This is a genomic window from Sphaerisporangium krabiense (genome assembly GCF_014200435.1).
Taxonomy (GTDB): domain Bacteria; phylum Actinomycetota; class Actinomycetes; order Streptosporangiales; family Streptosporangiaceae; genus Sphaerisporangium; species Sphaerisporangium krabiense.
Genome location: NZ_JACHBR010000001.1, coordinates 2,330,122 through 2,347,763, shown reverse-complemented (window position 1 = coordinate 2,347,763; position 17,642 = coordinate 2,330,122). Strand labels below are relative to the sequence as shown.

Annotated in this window: 16 protein-coding genes; 7 read left to right on the top strand and 9 right to left on the bottom strand. The window is 72.0% G+C overall.

Annotation, left to right across the window (positions count from 1 at the left end; translation table 11 throughout):
• Positions 1 to 42: 42 nt before the first annotated feature.
• On the bottom strand, positions 43 to 621 hold the full coding sequence (locus tag BJ981_RS10175) for a putative glycolipid-binding domain-containing protein (RefSeq protein WP_184610242.1): 579 nt from the start codon (positions 619 to 621) through the stop codon (positions 43 to 45).
• A 6-nt stretch (positions 622 to 627) separates the two neighbouring features.
• Positions 628 to 1,428: an SURF1 family cytochrome oxidase biogenesis protein gene (locus BJ981_RS10170; RefSeq protein ID WP_184610241.1), complete on the bottom strand. Its 801-nt coding sequence runs from the start codon at positions 1,426 to 1,428 to the stop codon at positions 628 to 630.
• A 226-nt stretch (positions 1,429 to 1,654) separates the two neighbouring features.
• Here BJ981_RS10170 and BJ981_RS10165 point away from each other — a divergent pair, with 226 nt between their 5' ends.
• Complete coding sequence (locus BJ981_RS10165; RefSeq protein WP_184610239.1) at positions 1,655 to 2,299, top strand: VC0807 family protein; 645 nt, start codon at positions 1,655 to 1,657, stop codon at positions 2,297 to 2,299.
• 5 nt (positions 2,300 to 2,304) lie between these two features.
• Here BJ981_RS10165 and BJ981_RS10160 read toward each other — a convergent pair whose 3' ends face one another.
• A complete protein-coding gene (locus BJ981_RS10160) occupies positions 2,305 to 2,772 on the bottom strand; it encodes a winged helix-turn-helix transcriptional regulator (RefSeq protein WP_184610238.1) in 468 nt (155 codons plus the stop codon).
• A gap of 222 nt (positions 2,773 to 2,994) precedes the next feature.
• Between BJ981_RS10160 and BJ981_RS10155 the strand changes: the two genes are divergently transcribed.
• The 3 genes from BJ981_RS10155 to BJ981_RS10145 all read left to right on the top strand — a co-directional run bounded on the left by BJ981_RS10155 (position 2,995) and on the right by BJ981_RS10145 (position 5,143).
• Complete coding sequence (locus BJ981_RS10155; protein ID WP_184610236.1) at positions 2,995 to 3,597, top strand: TetR/AcrR family transcriptional regulator; 603 nt, start codon at positions 2,995 to 2,997, stop codon at positions 3,595 to 3,597.
• A gap of 65 nt (positions 3,598 to 3,662) precedes the next feature.
• Positions 3,663 to 4,514 carry an LLM class flavin-dependent oxidoreductase gene (locus tag BJ981_RS10150; RefSeq protein WP_184610235.1) on the top strand — a complete coding sequence of 284 codons (852 nt, stop codon included), beginning with the start codon at positions 3,663 to 3,665 and terminating at the stop codon, positions 4,512 to 4,514.
• 74 nt (positions 4,515 to 4,588) lie between these two features.
• Positions 4,589 to 5,143: a dihydrofolate reductase family protein gene (locus tag BJ981_RS10145; protein ID WP_184610233.1), complete on the top strand. Its 555-nt coding sequence runs from the start codon at positions 4,589 to 4,591 to the stop codon at positions 5,141 to 5,143.
• Here the strand turns inward: BJ981_RS10145 and BJ981_RS10140 are convergent.
• Both BJ981_RS10140 and BJ981_RS10135 read right to left on the bottom strand, forming a co-directional pair.
• Positions 5,140 to 5,442: a hypothetical protein gene (locus BJ981_RS10140; RefSeq protein ID WP_184610231.1), complete on the bottom strand. Its 303-nt coding sequence runs from the start codon at positions 5,440 to 5,442 to the stop codon at positions 5,140 to 5,142. The two genes, BJ981_RS10145 and BJ981_RS10140, sit on opposite strands and share 4 nt — an antisense overlap.
• A 548-nt stretch (positions 5,443 to 5,990) precedes the next feature.
• The gene (locus BJ981_RS10135; protein WP_184610229.1) at positions 5,991 to 9,017 is read right to left on the bottom strand and encodes an AfsR/SARP family transcriptional regulator; all 3,027 of its coding nucleotides are present in this window, start codon (positions 9,015 to 9,017) and stop codon (positions 5,991 to 5,993) included.
• A 589-nt stretch (positions 9,018 to 9,606) separates the two neighbouring features.
• Between BJ981_RS10135 and BJ981_RS10130 the strand changes: the two genes are divergently transcribed.
• A complete protein-coding gene (locus BJ981_RS10130; protein ID WP_184610227.1) occupies positions 9,607 to 10,095 on the top strand; it encodes a hypothetical protein in 489 nt (162 codons plus the stop codon).
• A 374-nt stretch (positions 10,096 to 10,469) separates the two neighbouring features.
• Here the strand turns inward: BJ981_RS10130 and BJ981_RS10125 are convergent, their stop codons facing one another.
• Together BJ981_RS10125 and BJ981_RS10120 are read right to left on the bottom strand one after the other, a co-directional pair.
• Complete coding sequence (locus BJ981_RS10125; protein WP_184610226.1) at positions 10,470 to 11,114, bottom strand: GNAT family N-acetyltransferase; 645 nt, start codon at positions 11,112 to 11,114, stop codon at positions 10,470 to 10,472.
• Between the two features lie 163 nt (positions 11,115 to 11,277).
• The gene (locus tag BJ981_RS10120; protein ID WP_184610224.1) at positions 11,278 to 12,552 is read right to left on the bottom strand and encodes a pyridoxal phosphate-dependent aminotransferase; all 1,275 of its coding nucleotides are present in this window, start codon (positions 12,550 to 12,552) and stop codon (positions 11,278 to 11,280) included.
• 97 nt (positions 12,553 to 12,649) lie between these two features.
• Between BJ981_RS10120 and BJ981_RS10115 the strand changes: the two genes are divergently transcribed.
• Entirely contained in the window at positions 12,650 to 13,591 is a 942-nt protein-coding gene (locus tag BJ981_RS10115; protein ID WP_184610222.1) for a LysR family transcriptional regulator, read from the top strand.
• Positions 13,592 to 13,662: 71 nt separating this feature from the next.
• On the opposite strand, the gene BJ981_RS10110 is transcribed toward BJ981_RS10115, so the two are convergent.
• Together BJ981_RS10110 and BJ981_RS10105 are read right to left on the bottom strand one after the other, a co-directional pair.
• Positions 13,663 to 14,049, bottom strand: coding sequence for an SCO5389 family protein (locus BJ981_RS10110; RefSeq protein ID WP_184610220.1), 387 nt, complete (start codon positions 14,047 to 14,049; stop codon positions 13,663 to 13,665).
• Between the two features lie 111 nt (positions 14,050 to 14,160).
• Positions 14,161 to 15,126, bottom strand: coding sequence for an ATP-binding protein (locus tag BJ981_RS10105; protein ID WP_184610218.1), 966 nt, complete (start codon positions 15,124 to 15,126; stop codon positions 14,161 to 14,163).
• A gap of 572 nt (positions 15,127 to 15,698) precedes the next feature.
• Between BJ981_RS10105 and BJ981_RS10100 the strand changes: the two genes are divergently transcribed.
• The gene (locus BJ981_RS10100; protein WP_184610216.1) at positions 15,699 to 17,633 is read left to right on the top strand and encodes an amino acid transporter; all 1,935 of its coding nucleotides are present in this window, start codon (positions 15,699 to 15,701) and stop codon (positions 17,631 to 17,633) included.
• The last annotated feature ends 9 nt before the right edge of the window (positions 17,634 to 17,642 follow it).

Below are 17,642 nucleotides of genomic sequence, written 5' to 3'. Positions count from 1 at the left end.
GGACCTCTGGCCAAATATCGTGATGAGAGCGCATTTATGCGGTCACGAAGCCGTGACCTGCCGGGCGATCCCAGGGTAGGTGGCGACCAGCCCCTCGGACCCGAAGGCGATGTCCGCCCGGAACCCGTCGCTCTCGTACCGCACGACGCCACCGCCGAGCGGCGTGTAGCGCTGGGCGTCCCGGACCACCGCGAGGTGCGGCACGCTCACCCACGCCATCGTGAGATCGACGGGATCGCCGCCGCCGAGCATGGCGTGCCGCAGCACCGGCATGCTGTTGGTCAGCGGCGACAGCCCGAGATCGCAGTCCAGCGCCCCGTCGAGCAGGGAGGCGTCGCCGCCGGGCTCGGCGCCCTCCAGCGCTCCGGAGGCGTCCGCGCCGATCGACCAGGCGCCGTCCACCCCCCGCCGCAGGTCCAGCGACCGCGTCCACCCGGCGCCCTCGCTGCGGACGGTCAGGACGGCGGTCACGTAGCGCGGGCCGGTCAGCAGCTCGTACTCGAGCCGGTAGGGCACCGGACCCCCGCCCACGGCCGTCCCCACCGCCGAGAGGCGTCCGCCGGAGAGCTCCACATGGGCGTACTCGGCGCCCTCGTCCTTCACCCACACGATCGACGGCATCGGCCCTCACCCACCGGTGCCGGTAGTCGGGACGACGCTCGTCGCGGGCTGGTCCTCGGCGGCCTTCAGGTCGCGCGCCTCGCGGCGGATGAGCGCGATCCACCCGCCGATCGCGATCGCGATGAACAGCCACCACTGCACGCCGTAGGCCAGGTTGAGGCCGCCTCCGCCGCCGACGTCCGGCGCGGGCACCGGCTCGGGGGCGCTCGCCGCGGCGGGCCGCTGCTCGGTCAGCTCGACGAAGCCGCCGTACAGGCGGTACGGCACGCGCCCGGCGATCGCGGAGGTGTCGATCAGCAGAACCTGGCGCGGGGGGAGGCCTGCGCGCTCCTCGATGCCGGTGCTCTCCTCGGTCTCCGCGGGACGTAGCCGGCCAGTGACAGTTACCTCACCGGAAGGGGGCGGCGGCACCTCGGGAGGCGTCTCCGCGGTGGCGCCGACCCGCACCCAGCCGCGGTTGACGATCACCGCGGCGCCGTCGGCGGTCACCAGCGGGGTGATCACGTAGTACCCCGGCTTGCTGTTCTGCGTACGGCGCCTGACCAGCAGCTCGCCGGCCGGATCGTAGTGCCCGGAGACCGTCACGGCGCGGAAGCGCGAAGAGTCGGGGACGGACCCGCCGGGCTTGTCCAGCGAGGTCAGCGGCACGGGCGCCGCCGCGAGGTTGGTCGTCGCGACGTCGCTTGCCGCCGACCGTTCCTCGTACCGCCCGAACTGCCACCGGCCCAGGAACACGAAGGCGGGGATGAGCACCAGGACCAGCACGTGGAAGGCCAGCCAGCGCGGTGTCAAGAGGAAGCGGTACACGCCCTTCAGGGTAGGCAAGGCACCGGGTGGTCCTTCACTCGGCCACGCCCGCGACCAGCGCACCGGCCCCGTGCCATGGGCGTGCCCGGCGGCGGTGAAGGCCCTTCCAGCCTCCGATCATGTTCTCGTGGAACCGATGGCGGCGGGGAAGGTCATGCCGTACGGTCGGTTGGGTCGCCCGCCTGCGGCATGCCGTCGCGCCGGTCCTTGAGGAGCCTTCTCGAACATGACCGCGTCCACTCTCGTCCTGTCGCCCGTCGCGCGGCCCGCCATTCCGAGGATTTCCGTGCTGGTCCGGCACGCGGTGCCGCGCGTGCTGGAGGGCATGATCCTCCCGGTCGCGATCTTCTACGTGGGCTATCTGGCGGCGGGCGAGCTCGGCGGCGTGGGCATGGCGGTGGCCTGGGTGTACGGCGGCGCGGTGCTGCGGCTGATCAGGCGGCAGCCCGTGCCGGGAACGGTCCTGCTGGCCATGCTGGCGGTCACCGTGCGCGCGGTGCTCGCGCTGGTCACGGGCGACCTTCTGATCTTCTTCCTGCAACCCACGCTGGGCGTCTACGCCGCGAGCCTGGCCTTCCTCGGGACGGCCGCCGCGCCGCGCCCGCTGATCCAGCGGGTGACCACCGACCTGGTGCCGATCCCGGAGCACCTGACCGACCATCCCCGCATGCGGCGGTTCTTCGTCCACCTGTCGCTGCTGTGGGGAACGGTCCAGTTCGCCAACGGCTCGCTGAGCCTGTGGCTGCTGCTGAGCGAGTCGATCGAGACGTACCTGATCGTGCGGACGGCGGCGGTGGCCGTGCTCATGGTGCTGGCGGCGCTGGCCTCGCTGCTGGCCTTCCGCCGCGTGCTGCGGATCGTCCACCGCTGAAGCGGTCAGCCCGCGAGGCGCGCCCCGGGGCCGTGCGTCGGGGTCACCTCGCGGGGCGAGGTCACCTCGTGGCCTTCGGCGCAGCTCAGGTGGACGCCGACGGGCGCGCCGCAGTCGCGGTGGGTGAGGACGACGGGCGGGCCGGACTCGGCCATGTGGACGTCGCCCCACTGCATCAGGCTCACGAGGATCGGATAGAGGTCGAGGCCCTTCTGGGTGAGCCGGTACTCGTGGCGGACGCGCCTGCCCGGCTCGCGGTAGGGCACCTTGCGCAGCAGGCCCTCCTCGACCAGCCGGGACAGCCGGGCGCTGAGCACCTGGCGGGGGGCGCCGGTGCCCTCCTGCATGTCGGCGAACCTGCGCACGCCGTTGAACGCCTCGCGGAGCACGAGGAAGGTCCACTTCTCGCCCACGATCGTGAGCGTGCGTTCGATCGAGCAGTTCCGTACGCGGAAGGGGGTACGCGCGCTCATGCAGGCATCGTAGGCGGTCATGTTTCCTCCCTTCACCACGGCTAAGTCTATTTGACAAACCCAGGTGACCCCGCGGAGTCCAGGACGATGACGGACGCCGAGGTGTGCGTCGCATGCGGTACCGTCGGGATCATCGCGCCCGTCGGCCCCTGTGAGCCGTCCAGGCCGCGGCGGACTCCCGAGGTTTGCAGAACAAGGTTCTGTTGAGTCACCATTGACGCTGTGAAGAGCGCGAAGAACGGACGTGACGGCCGCACCCGCATCATCGAGGGCGCCCTGCGACGCTTCAGCCAGGACGGGGTCTCCTCCACCACGCTGGCCAGCCTCCGCGAGGAGAGCGGGGTCAGCGTCGGGAGCTTCTACCACCACTTCGCCAGCAAGGAACACGTCTTCGGGGTGCTGTACTCCGAGATCGCGACCATGTACCAGCAGGCGTTCGTCGACGAGCTCTTCCGGCACGACACCGCCAAGGACGGCATCGAGGCGATCGTCGCCATGCACATGGCCTGGTGCGGACGCCACCCGGAGCGGGCCCGCATCCTGATCAGCGAGCGTCCGCCCCGCCGCGAGGAGCCGGGCGGCCCCGAGGTCGCCGAGGCGCGCCGCGCCTTCTTCCGCCGGGTGTCGGACTGGTGGCGTCCGCACATGAAGAACGGCGTGCTGCGGCCCGTGGAACCGACCATGTGCTACGTCCTGTGGCTCGGACCCGCGACCGAGATGTGCCGCCTGTGGTTCTCCGGCGCCCACCAGCCCACCGAGGACGAGATCAGGATGCTCGGCGAGGCCGCGTGGCACAGCCTCAAGGGCACGTCCGGCGCGTCCTGACCCGGCCCGGGCGCGCCGCCGACGTACAGTGAGGCGACCCCCCTGACGACCCGGGGGGTGCCGCGATGCGAGTGGGCCTCGGCCTTCCGATCGCCGACGTCGACGAACTGCTCACCTGGGCACGCCGCGCCGAGGCGGCCACGTTCACCACCCTGGGCCTGCTCGACCGCGTCGTCTACGGCAACCCCGAGCCCATGGTCACCCTGGGCGCGGTCGCGGGCGCCACCTCCACGATCCGGCTGATGACCGAGGTGCTGGTCGCGCCGCTGCGCCGGCCCGCGCTGCTCGCCAAGCAGGCCGCGACGCTCGACCGCCTCTCGGGCGGGCGTTTCACGCTCGGCCTCGGCGTCGGCGTCCGCGACGACGACTTCCGCGCGGTGGGGGTGGACCGCCGGAGCCGGGGGCGCGTCCTGGACGAGCAGGCGAGGGCGCTGCGGCGCGTCTGGGCGGGCGAGCCGTACGGCGAGGGGGTCGGCCCGATCGGGCCCGCGCCCGCCCGGCCCGGCGGCCCCGAGGTGCTGTTCGGGGGGTTCGTCCCGGCCACGGCCGAGCGCGTGGCGCACTGGGGCGACGGGTTCCTCGGCGCGATGTTCCCTCCGCCCGAGATGGGCAGGTTCTTCCGGACGGTCGAGCGGGCGTGGCGGGAGGCCGGGCGCGAGGGCCGTCCCCGGCTGGTGGCGCAGGCCAACGTCGCCCTCGGCCCCGACGAGGTCGTGGCGGAGGCGCGGCGGGAGATCCGGGCGTACTACGGGTTCCTTGAGAGGCCCGGCCATGTGGTCGAGGACATGCTCACCACGCCGGAGGCGGTCGGGCGGGCCGTCCGCGCGTTCACCGACGCCGGAGCGGACGAGGTCATGCTGTACTGCTGGTCGCCCGACCTGGGGCAGATCGACAGGATCGCCCTCGCCCTCCCCTGACGTCCGCCGGGTGTCTTGTCCCGCGCCTCGCCGCCCCGTACGGTCGGACCGGCGGGCGATCATCGGGAGAGGGCATGGGCACGGTCGTTCTGGACATCACGATGTCGCTGGACGGGTTCGTCGCGACCCAGGACCACGACACCGAGCGGCTGCACGCGTGGGTGTTCAGCGACGCCGGCCAGACCGTCTTCGGCCCCGAGGTGCGCGAGCTGATGGAGACCTCGTGGACGGGCGCGGTGATCGCGGGCCGGCGGACGTACGACGTCTCGGGCGGCTGGGGCGGCGACCCGCCGGTGCCCGTCCCCTATTTCGTGATTTCGCATGACGTGCCGGACGACGCCGGCGAGCGCTTCACGTTCGTGACCGACGGCGTGCGCAGTGCCCTGGAGCAGGCGCAGGCGGTCGCGGGCGACGGGGGCGTCTACGTCATGGGCGGCGCGGACATCGCCCGGCAGTTCCTGGCGGCCGGGCTGCTGGACGAGATCCGCGTCCACCTCGTGCCCGTGCTGCTCGGCGCCGGCATCCCTCTGTTCGGCGGCGTGGGCCCGGTGGAGCTGGAACCGCCCCGGGTGCGGTGCTTCCCCAGGAGGACGGAGCTGACCTATCGGGTGGCCGGGAAGGCCGCCTAGGCGACCTGCCGCAGCTTGGTCGGGACGTGCCACACGTCCTTGTCCAGGCTGATGTCCAGGCGGAGGTCACGGCGGCGGCGGCGCAGGCCGGGCACCTGGAAGCGATCCTGGACGGAGAAGCGGCCCCGCCAGGGATAGCCGAAACCGATGGCGTCCGGCATCACACGCAGATCGTCGCGGTTTCCGCAGGCAGGACACGTCCAGGCGACGAGGTCCATGCCGCGGTTGTAGTCATGGCAGGCGACGAAGTATTCACCCGGCCGGAACCGGGACTCGCACGCGTAGCACGGAATCAACACGGGGATCCGCTCCTTGCAACTCCTGGTGAGGGTCTCGCGCCCCTCTGTGGTACCTGTACCCCCTTGACCGCCGCTTGCGAAGGGCTTATCCGTCCCGGTGCCCCAGGCTGTTCGGCCGATGTCCCGCATGGTCCATCGTGATGGGTTCGTGATGTTGATCCGGCATTGATCGGATTTTGAACACCGGGCGGGAGCCTTGCGATGTGCACGGAACTTGGGGGGTTCGAGATCCGTGACATGTCCGGCCGGTCGTCCGGAGTGAGGCGGCCGGTCGTCGCGAGGCGCCATGCCGGTAGCCAACCGGGCCCCCAAGGCGTCACGCGGCGACAGACGGCCGGCCGGGCACTTCAGTACGGATTCATCTAAGCTCCAAGCACTTAACGGCGGATATGAGCTTTCCATAATTCCGTCAGCGTTGAGTGCCTATCCGGATACTTTCCGCTGAGCCGCGTGGATCGCGTGCTGCTCGAAAGGGACACGGTAGGTCAAAGGTGATCAATCACGTGCGAATGACCCGGCTCGACGACGACCCCTTCAGCGTGCGGGAGCTAATCGCTGACCTGATCGAGCTTCAGCAGGGCGCGAAGGTCGTCGGCCTCGGGGGATCCGAGCCGGGTGAAGATGTCCAGGGCCCGCTTCAGGCAGTCGCCGCTCCTGCGGACGCTGCCGAGCCCGGCGAGGGCACGGCCCAGCACGGTCAGTGACAGGGCCTCGCCGTACGGGTGCCCGATCTCCCTGCTCAGGGTCAGCGCCTGCTCGGCGTGCCGCGCGGCGTCCTTGTACCGCTCGGCGTTGATGAACGTCTCGGCCAGACGGCAGCAGATCCGCTGCTCCCACACCTTCTGCCCGCCCGCGCGGAAGAAGTCCAGGCACTCGGCGTGGTGGACGACCGCCTCGGTCAGCCGTCCCACCCGGGACAGGACGACGCCGAGCTGGTAACGCGCGCGGGCCATCCCGGCCCCGCTGCCGAGCTCGGAGAACAACGCGAGGCCCCGCTCGGCGGCGCTGATCGCCTCGTCGGTGCGGCCGAGGCCCAGGTGGTCCCGCGAGGAGTAGCTCGCCACCAGCGCCTCGCCGCCGATCGCCCCGCTCTCCTTGAACGCCTTCAGCGCCGAGTCGAACCAGGCCAGCGCCTCCTCGTGGCGGCGGCGGCGCCCCGCGACGACCGCGAGCGCGTTGTAGGTCTCGCCGGTGACGATCGGATCGCCGATGGCGTCGGCCAGCTCCAGCGCGGCGCGGAACTCGGCGTCCGCCTCGCGCAGCCGGTTGGCCCCGAACAGCACGCGGCCGAGGACGTACCGGCAGCGCAGCTCGCCCGGCCTGTCGCCGATCGCCTGCGCCGAGACGAGCACCGTGGTCGCGCGGCCGTGGAACTCGCGGACGAAGGCGCCCGACTCCAGCAGCGGCTCCATGGCCAGCAGCAGGTCGGCGGCCAGCCGCAGCGTCTCGGGGGTGCGGGCCGACTCGGCGGCCTGCCCGATCGCGGCGAACAGCGTCTCGGCCTCGACGGTCAGCCACAGGACGGCCTCGTCGGCGCTGGAGAACGTGCGGCCCGTGATCCCGGTGGCGGTCAGGTGCCGCCAGATCACGCTGCCCTCGTAGGCGAGCCGGTGCGCGGCCTGCGCCGAGGCAAGGTAGAACCCGAGCAGCCGCCGCGTCGCGGGCCCCCCGGCGTCCGCGCCCTCGTTCGCCTCGGCGTGCCGGCGCGCGAACAGCCGGAGCAGGTCGTGGTAGCGGTACCGGCCCGGCGCGGGCGCCTCCAGCAAGCTCACGTCGACCAGGGACTCCAGCATGTCCTCGGTCTCGATCATGGTGAGGTCCAGCAGCGCGGCCGCCGCCTGCACCGAGATGTCCGGGCCGTTCGGCAGCGACAGCAGCCGGAACGCGCGGGCCTGCCCCGCGTCCAGGTGGCCGTACCCGAGGGAGAAGGTGGCGTCCACGGCCAGGTGGCCGATGCGCATCTCGTCCAGCCGCCGCCGCTCGTCGGCCAGCCGCGGGACGAGCGAGGCCACGGTCCACCCGGGCCGCGCCGCGAGCCTGGCCGCGACGATGCGGACGGCGAGCGGGAGGAAACCGCAGATGGCGACCACGTCCATGGCCGCGGCGCGCTCGACGGCGACGCGCTCGGGCCCGGCGACGGCCGCGAACAGGCTCAGCGCCTCCTCCGGCTCCATCACCTCCAGGTCGACCAGGCGGGCGGACGGCAGGTCGGCCAGCTTGACGCGGCTGGTCACGATCGCCGCGCAGCCCGCCGTGCCCGGCAGCAGGTGCTCGACCTGCTCGGCGTCGCGGGCGTTGTCGAGCAGCACGATCATGCGGCGGTCGGCGAGCAGCGAGCGGAACAGCGCGCCCCGCTCGGCCAGCCCGTCGGGGATGATGTCGACCGGCAGCCCGAGCGCGCGCAGGAACGCGGCCAGCACCGACTCCGGGGCCGTCGGCTCCTCGCCGTAGCCGCGCAGGTCCGCGTACAACTGCCCGTCAGGGAACACCTCGTGCAGCGAGTGGGCGACGTGGACGGCCAAGGCGGTCTTGCCGACGCCGCCGATGCCCGACACCGCGGCCACGGGCACGCCCTCGGCCCCGCCCGCGCTGGTCAGCAGCGTGCGCAGCCGGTTGACGACCTCCCTGCGCCCGGTGAAGTCGCTCACGGCGGCGGGGAGCTGCGCGGGGCGCGGCATCTCCTGGACGCCCTCGTACTCGGCGTCCTCGGCGGCCGGCGCCTCGGCCGAGGGGGCGCGCGCGTCCCTGCCGGGGCCGTCCCCGTCGGGGGAGGGCGCGCGCCGTGTCCAGGCCAGGCCGGGGTCGGCGGCGAGGATGCGCTGGTGGAGCGAGGCCAGTTCGCGGCCGGGGTCGATGCCGAGCTCCTCGACCAGGGCGCGGCGGATGTCGCCGAAGACCGCGAGCGCGTCCGCCTGCCGTCCGCAGCGGTAGTAGGCCAGCATGAGCTGCCCGCGCAGGCGCTCCCTGAGGGGGTGCTCGGCGATGAGCGCGATCAGCTCGTGGACCACGTCGGCGTGCCGGCCCAGTTCGAGGTCCAGCTCCATGAGGGTCTCGACCACGCCGACGCGGCGCTCGACGAGCCGGCCGCGCTGGCTCTCGATGTACGGCCCGACGGCGCCGGCCAGCGGCTCGCCCGACCACAGGCCGAGCGCCCGGCGCAGGGTGGCCGCGGCCGCCGCCGGGTCGTCGTTCCTGCGCTCGGTCTCGGCCTCGGCGACGAGACGCTCGAACTCGGCCAGGTCGAACGCGCCGGGCGGGAGCCGCAGCGCGTACCCGCGCCCGACCGAGGTGAGCAGCTCAGGGCGCATGCGAGGGGAGCGGTCCGGTTCGAGGACGGCGCGCAGCCGGGAGACGTACGTCCGCAGCGCGCCGAGCGCCCGCGGCGGCGCGTCGTCCCCCCAGATGGCGTCGATCATCTCCGTGGGGGACACCGCGCGGCCCTCGCGGAGCAGCAGCATGGCGAGGATGGACCGTTGCAGCGGCGTGCCCAGCTCCAGCTCCCGGCCGTCCCGCCAGGCGAGCACCGGTCCGAGGACCGCGAAGCGAAGGCCAGCCTCGTCTCCCTGACTAGCCATGTCCGAGTTCCCCACCCTTTAGCCGATTCAATGCAAAGCATAGATCCCCCGATGCTTTCAGCCCTATGCGGCGGCCCTGACGTTAATCCAGGCGTTGATTCCGCGTCGTTTTCCGGTCAGCTCCTACGCAACCCCACGCAACTCCCCCGGCCGGTCGGGACCCGGTGCGCACCAGGGCGGGCGAGCCGGACGCGTACGACGTCCGTTGATTCCCCGTTAATTTCGCGTTGACCGGGCGGGTTCATGCTGAGGGCAGTCGAGCGCGGCCCCTGTGCGGGGGCGGTCGCGCGAGGCGCCGGCCATCTTCGCCGGATCCGGCTCCTGACACGGATCCGGCAGGGCCGCATATTCAGCCCTCCCCGGGCGGCGTTCGCCGGCGCCGGGACGACGGGCTCTCGGGGATTCACCGCACGGCTCGGCTCCACGGAGCCCCTTCGCGGTCACCGGTATACGGCGTGACCACCTTCTCAAGCGACCTGCAGGCGGCGTAAGGCCGTTGTAAGCGTCCTGCAGGCGGTCGGGCTTTCACTAATCACGTACCACCCCGGCAGCAGGAGAACACCGGGGAACCCTCGAACAGGAGAACCAGATGCGCCGCTCCATCCGCACCATCCTCGGACTCGCCGCGGCCACCACCGTCCTCGCGGTGGGTGTGCCCGCCCTCGCCACCTCGGCGAGCGCCGCCACGACCAAGGTCAGCGCCTCCGCCCTCGACGACTTCGAGGACAGCTGGGGCTACGACTACAGCAAGTACTTCCACGGCTCGCGCGCCAAAGCCCGCGGCGACGTGTGGGTCGACGGTGCCGACCGGCTCCACGTCAGCGGCCGGCTGTACGACAAGGACTCCCCGCGCTGGCTGTGCGGTTACGTCCAGGTCAAGTTCGAGAACGCCGACGGCGACGAGTCGATCGACTCGGCCATCAAGTGCGGCTCCAACGGCTACCGGACCTTCCACTTCTGGGAGAGGGACGTGGACAACGCCCAGGTCCGGGTCTGCTACTGGGACGACAACCGCGACAAGAAGGTCTACTGCGGCCGCTGGGACTACGTCTACGAGGCCGACCAGGACGACGAGTGAGCTCTGCTCACCGGCAGCACGAGCACACCGGCGGGGCTGAACGAGGATCGTCACGGGGGAACGTGGGGATCGCGTAAGGGCCGGCAGGGAGCACACGGCGGCACCACCCTGGAGGGGACTCACGCGGCGGGAACGTCCGGCGGGGAACCGGCGGGGGGATCTCGGAGGCGGCGGTGAGGGCGCCCATGGGGGGAACCAAGGGAAACCCTCACCTCCGCCTCCGGGAGAAGACCTGAACATGCGGAGAGACAGCACGACATAGCGACATGTAGGGCATATGCGGCATATGCGGATAAACAACACGGCCCGCCGGGAAAGCGCGAAGCTTCCCGGCGGGCCGTCCGTTCCATGAGTTCATCGAAGGGAGAGGGGGGTCACGCGGCTTCCAGGAGGCCGAGCCTCGTGCGCATCCGTTCTCGGACCGCCGGCCATTCGGAACTCAGGATGGAGTAGTACGCCGTATCTCGGACCGTGTCGTCGGCGCCTCGGCTGTCCGCCCGCCGCACACCGTCCAGGTGTGCGCCGAGGGCCTCGATGGCGGCCCGGGATCGTTCGTTGCGTACGTCTGCTTTCAGGGTGATGCGGTGGACCTGCCAGGTCTCGAAGGCGAGCGAGAGCATCAGGTACTTGCTCTCCCGGTTCACGCTGGTGCCCTGGGCCGATGCGGCCAGCCAGGTGTAACCGATGTCCGCCACGGACGGGACCTCGCCCACCGCGCCCCGCGTGCCCGGAGGCCACGGCAGGGGGCCCTGCCAGTACTCCAGGTGCATGAGACGGGTGGCACCGACGACGCGGTCGGTGTGCAGCCACCGGATGGCGAACGGCAACGTGCGGCCGTCCGCCTGCTCAGCCAGAGCGGCCTCGACGTACGAGGTCATCTCTTCCCGGCCTACGGGAACCCGAGTGAAGGCGTAGGTGGAACGGTCTTCACTCGCCGCGATGACCAGGTCGTCGACCACCGCGAGGCTGAGTGGTTCCAGGCGCACGGAGCGCCCGGACAGGGTGACAAAAGCGGGCATGAGCACATGATGGGGGCTCCCCTGCATACGCTGGGCGAAATCACATGGAACAACTTGGCACGCCCACGGGAAGGCGATGCTGGGAGTGGTGAAACCGCAGGTCAGAGTAGCTATTTCACCCGTCGGGGCGGTCGGCGGGAAGGTAAAGGTTCGGCAATGGCGTCTAGGTGACGGCCGGGGCGAGCGCCGCGGGGATCCAGGCCGCGAAACGGCGTCGCCCGGCGATCCCGGCGAGGGCCTCGTCGAGGTGCGTGAGCGCCGCGGCGACCCACGGCAGGTCCAGCGGGCGCTCGGCGGTGAGGGCGGCCAGCCGCCGCTCCTCCGACTCCCCGTACAGCAGGCTCGTGGCGACCCGCACGCGCAGCGCGCCGGGGGGGTCGCCGAACGCCGTGCCCGGCAGCACGCCCACGCCGTGCCCGTCGAGCAGCGCCGCGGCGAGCGCGCCGGAGGTGGCGAACCGGCCCAGCGGCGCGAGGTCCGGGTACAGGTAGAAGCCGCCTTGCGGGGCCGGGACGCGGGCGCCCGCCGCGGCGAACCTGGCGGCCACCGCGCGGGCCACGACGCCGTGCAGCCGGCGGCTCGCGGCGACGCGCTCGGCCAGTTCGGGCGGCTCGGCGTAGGCGTACGCGGCGGCGTGCTGCACCGGGGCCGCGGGGCTCGACCAGATCTCGGAGGCGATGGCGAGCAGCCGGTCGCGCAGCGGCGCGGAGGGGAGCCGCGCGACGCCGATGCGCCACCCGCCGAGCGCATGGCTCTTGCTGAGGCCGCTCGTGACGACGGTCCGCTCGGGCGCGACGGCCGCGGGCGACAGGAAGGCGGCGCGCTCGTCGTGGACGAGGTCCCGGTAGATCTCGTCGGAGACGATCGTCAGGTCGAGGTCGCGGGCGAGCCGCGCGAGGCGGCGCACGGTCGCCTGCCCGGCGAGCCGTCCCGTGGGGTTGTCCGGCAGCGTGACGAGCAAGGAGCCGACCCGGCGTCCCTCGGCGCGCGCCCGCGACACGGCCTCGGCCACCCGCTCGGGGTCCGGCGCCCCTCCCTCGCCGGGAGGCGCCGGGACCATGATCGGGCGGACGCCGGCCAGCCCGGCCTGGGCGGCGTAGCTCACCCAGCTCGGCGCGGGGAGCACGACGTCGCCGCCGATCGCGAGCAGCAGCGCGTAGAGGAGGGGCTTGCTGCCGGGGCCGCAGACGACCAGGCCGGGGTCGGTGGGGAGGTCGCGGCGGGTCCAGTAGCCCGCGGCGGCCTCGCGCAGGGACGGCGCGCCCGCCACCGGGCCGTAGCCGTTGTCCGTGGCGGCCCGCGCGAGGCGTTCGCGCAGCGCCGGGTGGACGGGGAGCCCGGCCTCGCCGAAGGCCAGGTTCAGCACCCGCTGCCCGGCGCTCCGTCTTCGGGCAATCTCCTCATTAGCCGCCAGTGTGGCGGAAAGCGTGATGTTCACCGCCATAACCTCCTCGCATCCGGGGACGTGCCCAGCGTGCGCGGGTACATCCATCAGGACAAGCGAGGCTTTCCAGGGGTGACCGTAAGGAGAACCGATGCTGGACCTGCGGCGCCTGGCCCTGCTCTGCGAGTTCGCGCGCCGGGGGAGCATCGCGGCGACCGCGGCCGCGCTCGGGTACAGCGCCTCGGCGGTGTCCCAGCAGCTCGCGGCCCTGGAACGCGAGAGCGGCTCGGTACTGCTGGACCGCACCTCGCGCAGCGCCGAGCTGACCGACGCCGGCCACCGCCTCGTCCGGCACGGCGAGCGCATCCTCGCCATGGTCGAGACGGCCGAGTCCGACCTGTGCGCCCACCGGGCCACCCCCTCCGGGCGCGTGGTCGTCACCGCCTTCCCGACCGCCGCCGTCGCCTTCGCCCCCGTGCTGGCCCGGTCGCTGCGCCGCCACACGTCCCTGGCCCTGCGCCTCAGGCAGAGCGGGCCCGGGCGGGGCATCCGGCAGGTCGAGGCGGGCGAGGCCGACATCGCCCTCGTCGACGACTGGCACGGGCAGGCAGCCGTCCGGGACGGCGACGTGCTGCGGGTCTACCCGCTGCTGCGCGACCCGCTCGTGCTGGTGGTCCCCCGGCGCCATCCCGTCGCCGACACCGCCACGCCGGTGGACCTGCGGCGGCTGCGCGAGGAGCCGTGGATGGCGACGCCCGAGGGGGAGCCGTCCCGCGTGGCGGTGGACCGCCTGCTCGCCGTGGCCGGCGGCGCCCAGCCGGTGCCGTGGGAGTTCGAGGGCCTCGGGACGATCCTCGGCCTGGTCGCCAAGGGCATCGGCATCGCGGCCGTGCCCGCCCTGGCCCTCGCGGCCGGGGTGCGCGGCGTCGCGGTGCGCGAGCTGCCGGGCGAGCCCGTCACACGTGAGGTCAAGGCGGTGGTGCGCGGGTCGAGCGTGAACCGCCCGTCGATCGCGGCGACGCTGCGGGCCCTGCACGTGGCGGCACGCTACCTCGCCGCCGGCCTCGCGCCGGTGCGCGCGTCGGCCGGCTAGCCCCGGGCATGCCACGGGGCCGTACGGGCGGGGATGCCGTACGGCCCCGTGGGAGGTGGTGGAACCGCCGGTCAGCAGTCCACCAGATCGGGGCTCTGGTTCAGGATCTGCGAGCGCGCGGTGACGAACTCGGCGTGCGCCTTCTCGGCCGCCGGGTCGAACACCGCCACGCGGTGGCAGTTCTGGAACGCGAGCCGCACGCCGAAGTGGCGTTCGAGGGCGCCGCGCATCGCGTCGCTCGCCAGGCAGCGCAGGAGCTGGCCACGGGCCGCCTCGTCCGGGGGCGGGGTGTGGTTGTCGGCGAACTCCGCGCCGGTCTCCTGCCGTTGCCGGATGAGGCCGGTGATGAGCGACCAGGCGTAGGGCAGCGAGTCGCGGACGCAGGCCACGAAGGCCGCGTCGTCGACCTCACCGGCGCGGGCCTGGTCGAGAAGGTCTGGGGGAACGGTCAGCGACATGGGAGGTTCTCCTCTCCAGCGGGGACGGATCCGACGGTAAGCGGGTGGTGCCGCGGGCTGAAGGTGGCGCGGGAGCGACAGTCACGTGGGACGCGCGGCCGGGCGCCGGTCTCAGCCTGTGGCGAGGGTGGGGCGGCGGCCGTAGACGAAGTCGTGGTCGATCTGCTGGAGCAGGTCCTGGCCGGTGGCGCGGTTGGCCCAGGCGTGGGCGTTGCGGGTGTGGAACTCGATGGTCTGGCGGCCGAACTTGGCCCAGTCCTTGGGGGTGGCGTCCAGGTGGTCCTTCAGGATCGCCAGGGCGTGGTGGCCTTGGGGTTCCAGGTCGTCCAGGGTGAAGGGGTGGCCTTGTTCCATGGCGCGGATGGCGGGGGAGTGGGGGAGGGTGACCAGCAGGGCGTCGCCGACGTGGCGGCGTAGGAAGTCCACGTCTTCGGGGGTGTGGATCTTGTTGCCGATGACGGCGAGGGGGACCTGGTAGTCGCGGGCGTGTTCGGCGTATTGGTGGTAGACGCCGATGCCTTGGCGGGTGGGTTCGGCGACCAGGTAGGTCATGTCGAAGCGGGTGAACATGCCGGAGGCGAAGGAGTCGCCGCCGGCGGTCATGTCGACGATGACGTGTTCGCCGGGGCCGTCGATGAGGTGGTTGAGGTAGAGCTCCACGGCGCCGACCTTGGAGTGGTAGCAGGCCACGCCGAGGTCGTCCTCGTTGAAGGGGCCGGTGATCATCAGGGCGAGGCCGCCGAGTTCGGGCAGGGTGGTGGTGTGGTGGCGGGTGAAGTAGGGGTCGTCGATGGTGATCAGGCGGGAGCCGGAGCCGGGTGGGGTGGTCTTGACCATGGCGGCGGCGGAGGGGATGCGGGGGTTGTCGCCGCGCAGGTAATCCTTGATCGCGGTGATGCCCGCGCCCAGGGGGGCGGGCAGCCGGGCGGGGCTCAGTCCAAGGGCCAGGCCCAGGTGCTGGTTGATGTCGGCGTCGATGGCCACCACCGGACCGCCGGCGCGCGCGGTGTACCGGGCGAACAGCGAGGACAGGGTGGTCTTACCGCTACCACCTTTTCCCACGAAGGCGACTCTCATGGCTCGGATCCAATCTGATTATGAAAACCATTGCAAGTACCGTGGCGCCATCGCGCCACGCGTCCCTGCTCTCGTGGACCTCCGTGGCATGGCGGAAGGGCATGGCCCGGACGGCACGGTGGAGTGCCGCGCGGCGCCTGGAGCTGTGGCGGGGATCGCGGTGACATGTCGCGGGCGGCCGGGGAGGTGGGACGTCTTCTGTGCTGGTTTCTTTATCGCACGCACCGGAACGCACCACAGGTCCGTATGTCGGTGCGAATTTTCGGGGCTCGGTCAGATACTTCGACAACAATAGTTGCGGGGCAGGGATCGACCAGAGGTCGGAGGTCTACGCGCAGGTCCTGGGGTACATAGGGTGCTGTGACGGGAGGGACGCGATACACCGATGCGGATTTTCTCTCGGTTATGGGGCGTATCGGAGCTGGGGTGCGGCCCCGTCATCGACCGGCGAGCGATCCGGCCGCGACGTGCCGCGGGCGGGTCACCGATGAGGTGACACGGTTACCCGTCCCGCCGGGACGCCTGTTGAGTAGGGTTCCTCACATCCTGTGGTGTTCGGACAAGGGGTGACAGTGACGGCCACTTCGTCTCCGCCGTCGAGCGGCGGACGCGCCGACGACAGAGTGCGTGCCTGGCTCCTCCACGGGCTGCTCCAGTCCGACCGCCGCTCCGTGGGGCAGCACGCCGACCCCGCGCCGCACGAACAGCACCGCTGGTGGCAGGTCATGTGCCTCACCGGCGTGGACTATTTCTCGACGCTCGGCTACCAGCCCGGCATCGCCGCGCTCGCCGCCGGCGCCCTGTCCCCCGTCGCCACGCTGCTGCTCGTGGCGCTCACCCTGTTCGGCGCGCTGCCGACGTACCGCGCGGTGGCCGCCGAGAGCCCGAACGGCCTCGGCTCGCTGTCCATGCTCGAAGGGCTCCTGCCCGGATGGCGCGGCAAGCTGCTCGTGCTGTTCCTGCTCGGCTTCGTCGCCACCGCGTTCGTCATCACGATCACGCTCTCGGCCGCCGACGCCACGGCGCACATCCTGCAGAACCCGTTCGTCCCCGACCTGTTCGACGGGTGGAAGGTCCCGATCACGCTGTTCCTGGTCGTCGCGCTCGGCGCGGTGTTCCTCGGCGGCTTCAGCGAGGCCATCGGCCTGGCCGTCGTGCTGGTGGCCGTCTACCTCCTGCTGAACGTGATCGTGGTGGCCACCTCGGTCGTACAGGCCTTCGCGCACCCCGACATGATCGGCGACTGGCGTACGGCGCTGACCACCGACCACTCCGGGCCGCTCGCCATGATCGCCGTCTCGCTGTTCGTGATGCCCAAGCTCGCGCTCGGCCTGTCGGGCTTCGAGACCGGCGTCGCGGTGATGCCGCTGGTCAAGGGCGACCTGCGGCAGCGGATCAAGGGCGCGAGGCTGCTGCTCACCACCGCCGCCCTGATCATGAGCGTGTTCCTGATCTCCAGCAGCTTCGCCACCAGCGTGCTGATCCCGCCGGAGGAGTTCAAGGAGGGCGGCAAGGCGAGCGGGCGCGCCCTGGCCTACCTCGCCCACCAGCACCTCGGCGACCTGTTCGGCACGGCGTACGACCTCAGCACGATCGCCATCCTGTGGTTCGCCGGGGCGTCCGCCATGGCGGGACTGCTCAACATCGTGCCCCGCTACCTGCCGCGCTACGGCATGGCGCCCGACTGGACGCGCGCCGTGCGGCCCCTGGTGCTGGTCTTCACGTGCATCGCCTGCGGCATCACGGTCTTCTTCGGCGCGGGCGTCGAGGAGCAGGGCGGCGCGTACGCCACGGGCGTGCTGGCGCTGATCCTCTCGGCGGCGGTCGCGGTCACGCTCTCGTCCTGGCAGAAGCGCAGGCGCGGGAGGACGGCCGGCTTCGGCCTGGTGGCGCTGGTGCTCGCCTACACGGCCGTGGCCAACATCGTCGAGCGGCCGGACGGCCTGAAGATCGCGTTCCTGTTCGTGCTCGCCATCGTCGTCACCTCGCTGATCTCCCGGGCGACCCGCTCCACCGAGCTGCGGGTGAGCGCCATCGAGCTGGACGAGAAGGCCCGAGGCATCATCGACGTGCCCGGCAAGATCCGCATCATCGCCAACGAGCCGGACGCCCGCGACGCGCAGGAGTACGCCGACAAGGACCACGAGACCCGGCGCAACAACCACCTCCCCGAGGAGGAGCCCCTGATCTTCCTGGAGGTCACGGTCGAGGACGCCTCGGAGTTCCACTCCGAGCTGTGCGTCCAGGGCGAGGAGCGGCACGGCTACAAGATCCTGCGGGTGCAGGGCGCGACGGTCCCGAACGCCATCGCCGCCGTCCTGCTGCACATCCGCGACGAGACCGGCAAGATGCCGCACGTCTACTTCCACTGGTCGGAGGGCAACCCGATCGCCGCGCTGCTGCGCTACCTGGTCTTCGGCGGCGGAGACGTCGCGCCGCTCACCCGCGAGGTGCTGCGCCAGGCCGAGCCGGACGACACCCGGCGCCCGCCCGTGCACGTCGGCTGACGCCGGGGC

Coding starts and splice junctions, on each gene's coding strand:
- BJ981_RS10160 (WP_184610238.1), bottom strand. CDS start 2,772: ATGAGCGCGCGTACCCCCTTCCGCGTACGGAACTGCTCGATCGAACGC.
- BJ981_RS10150 (WP_184610235.1), top strand. CDS start 3,663: ATGCGAGTGGGCCTCGGCCTTCCGATCGCCGACGTCGACGAACTGCTC.
- BJ981_RS10175 (WP_184610242.1), bottom strand. CDS start 621: ATGCCGTCGATCGTGTGGGTGAAGGACGAGGGCGCCGAGTACGCCCAT.
- BJ981_RS10130 (WP_184610227.1), top strand. CDS start 9,607: ATGCGCCGCTCCATCCGCACCATCCTCGGACTCGCCGCGGCCACCACC.
- BJ981_RS10165 (WP_184610239.1), top strand. CDS start 1,655: ATGACCGCGTCCACTCTCGTCCTGTCGCCCGTCGCGCGGCCCGCCATT.
- BJ981_RS10135 (WP_184610229.1), bottom strand. CDS start 9,017: ATGGCTAGTCAGGGAGACGAGGCTGGCCTTCGCTTCGCGGTCCTCGGA.
- BJ981_RS10145 (WP_184610233.1), top strand. CDS start 4,589: ATGGGCACGGTCGTTCTGGACATCACGATGTCGCTGGACGGGTTCGTC.
- BJ981_RS10105 (WP_184610218.1), bottom strand. CDS start 15,126: ATGAGAGTCGCCTTCGTGGGAAAAGGTGGTAGCGGTAAGACCACCCTG.
- BJ981_RS10115 (WP_184610222.1), top strand. CDS start 12,650: ATGCTGGACCTGCGGCGCCTGGCCCTGCTCTGCGAGTTCGCGCGCCGG.
- BJ981_RS10125 (WP_184610226.1), bottom strand. CDS start 11,114: ATGCCCGCTTTTGTCACCCTGTCCGGGCGCTCCGTGCGCCTGGAACCA.
- BJ981_RS10110 (WP_184610220.1), bottom strand. CDS start 14,049: ATGTCGCTGACCGTTCCCCCAGACCTTCTCGACCAGGCCCGCGCCGGT.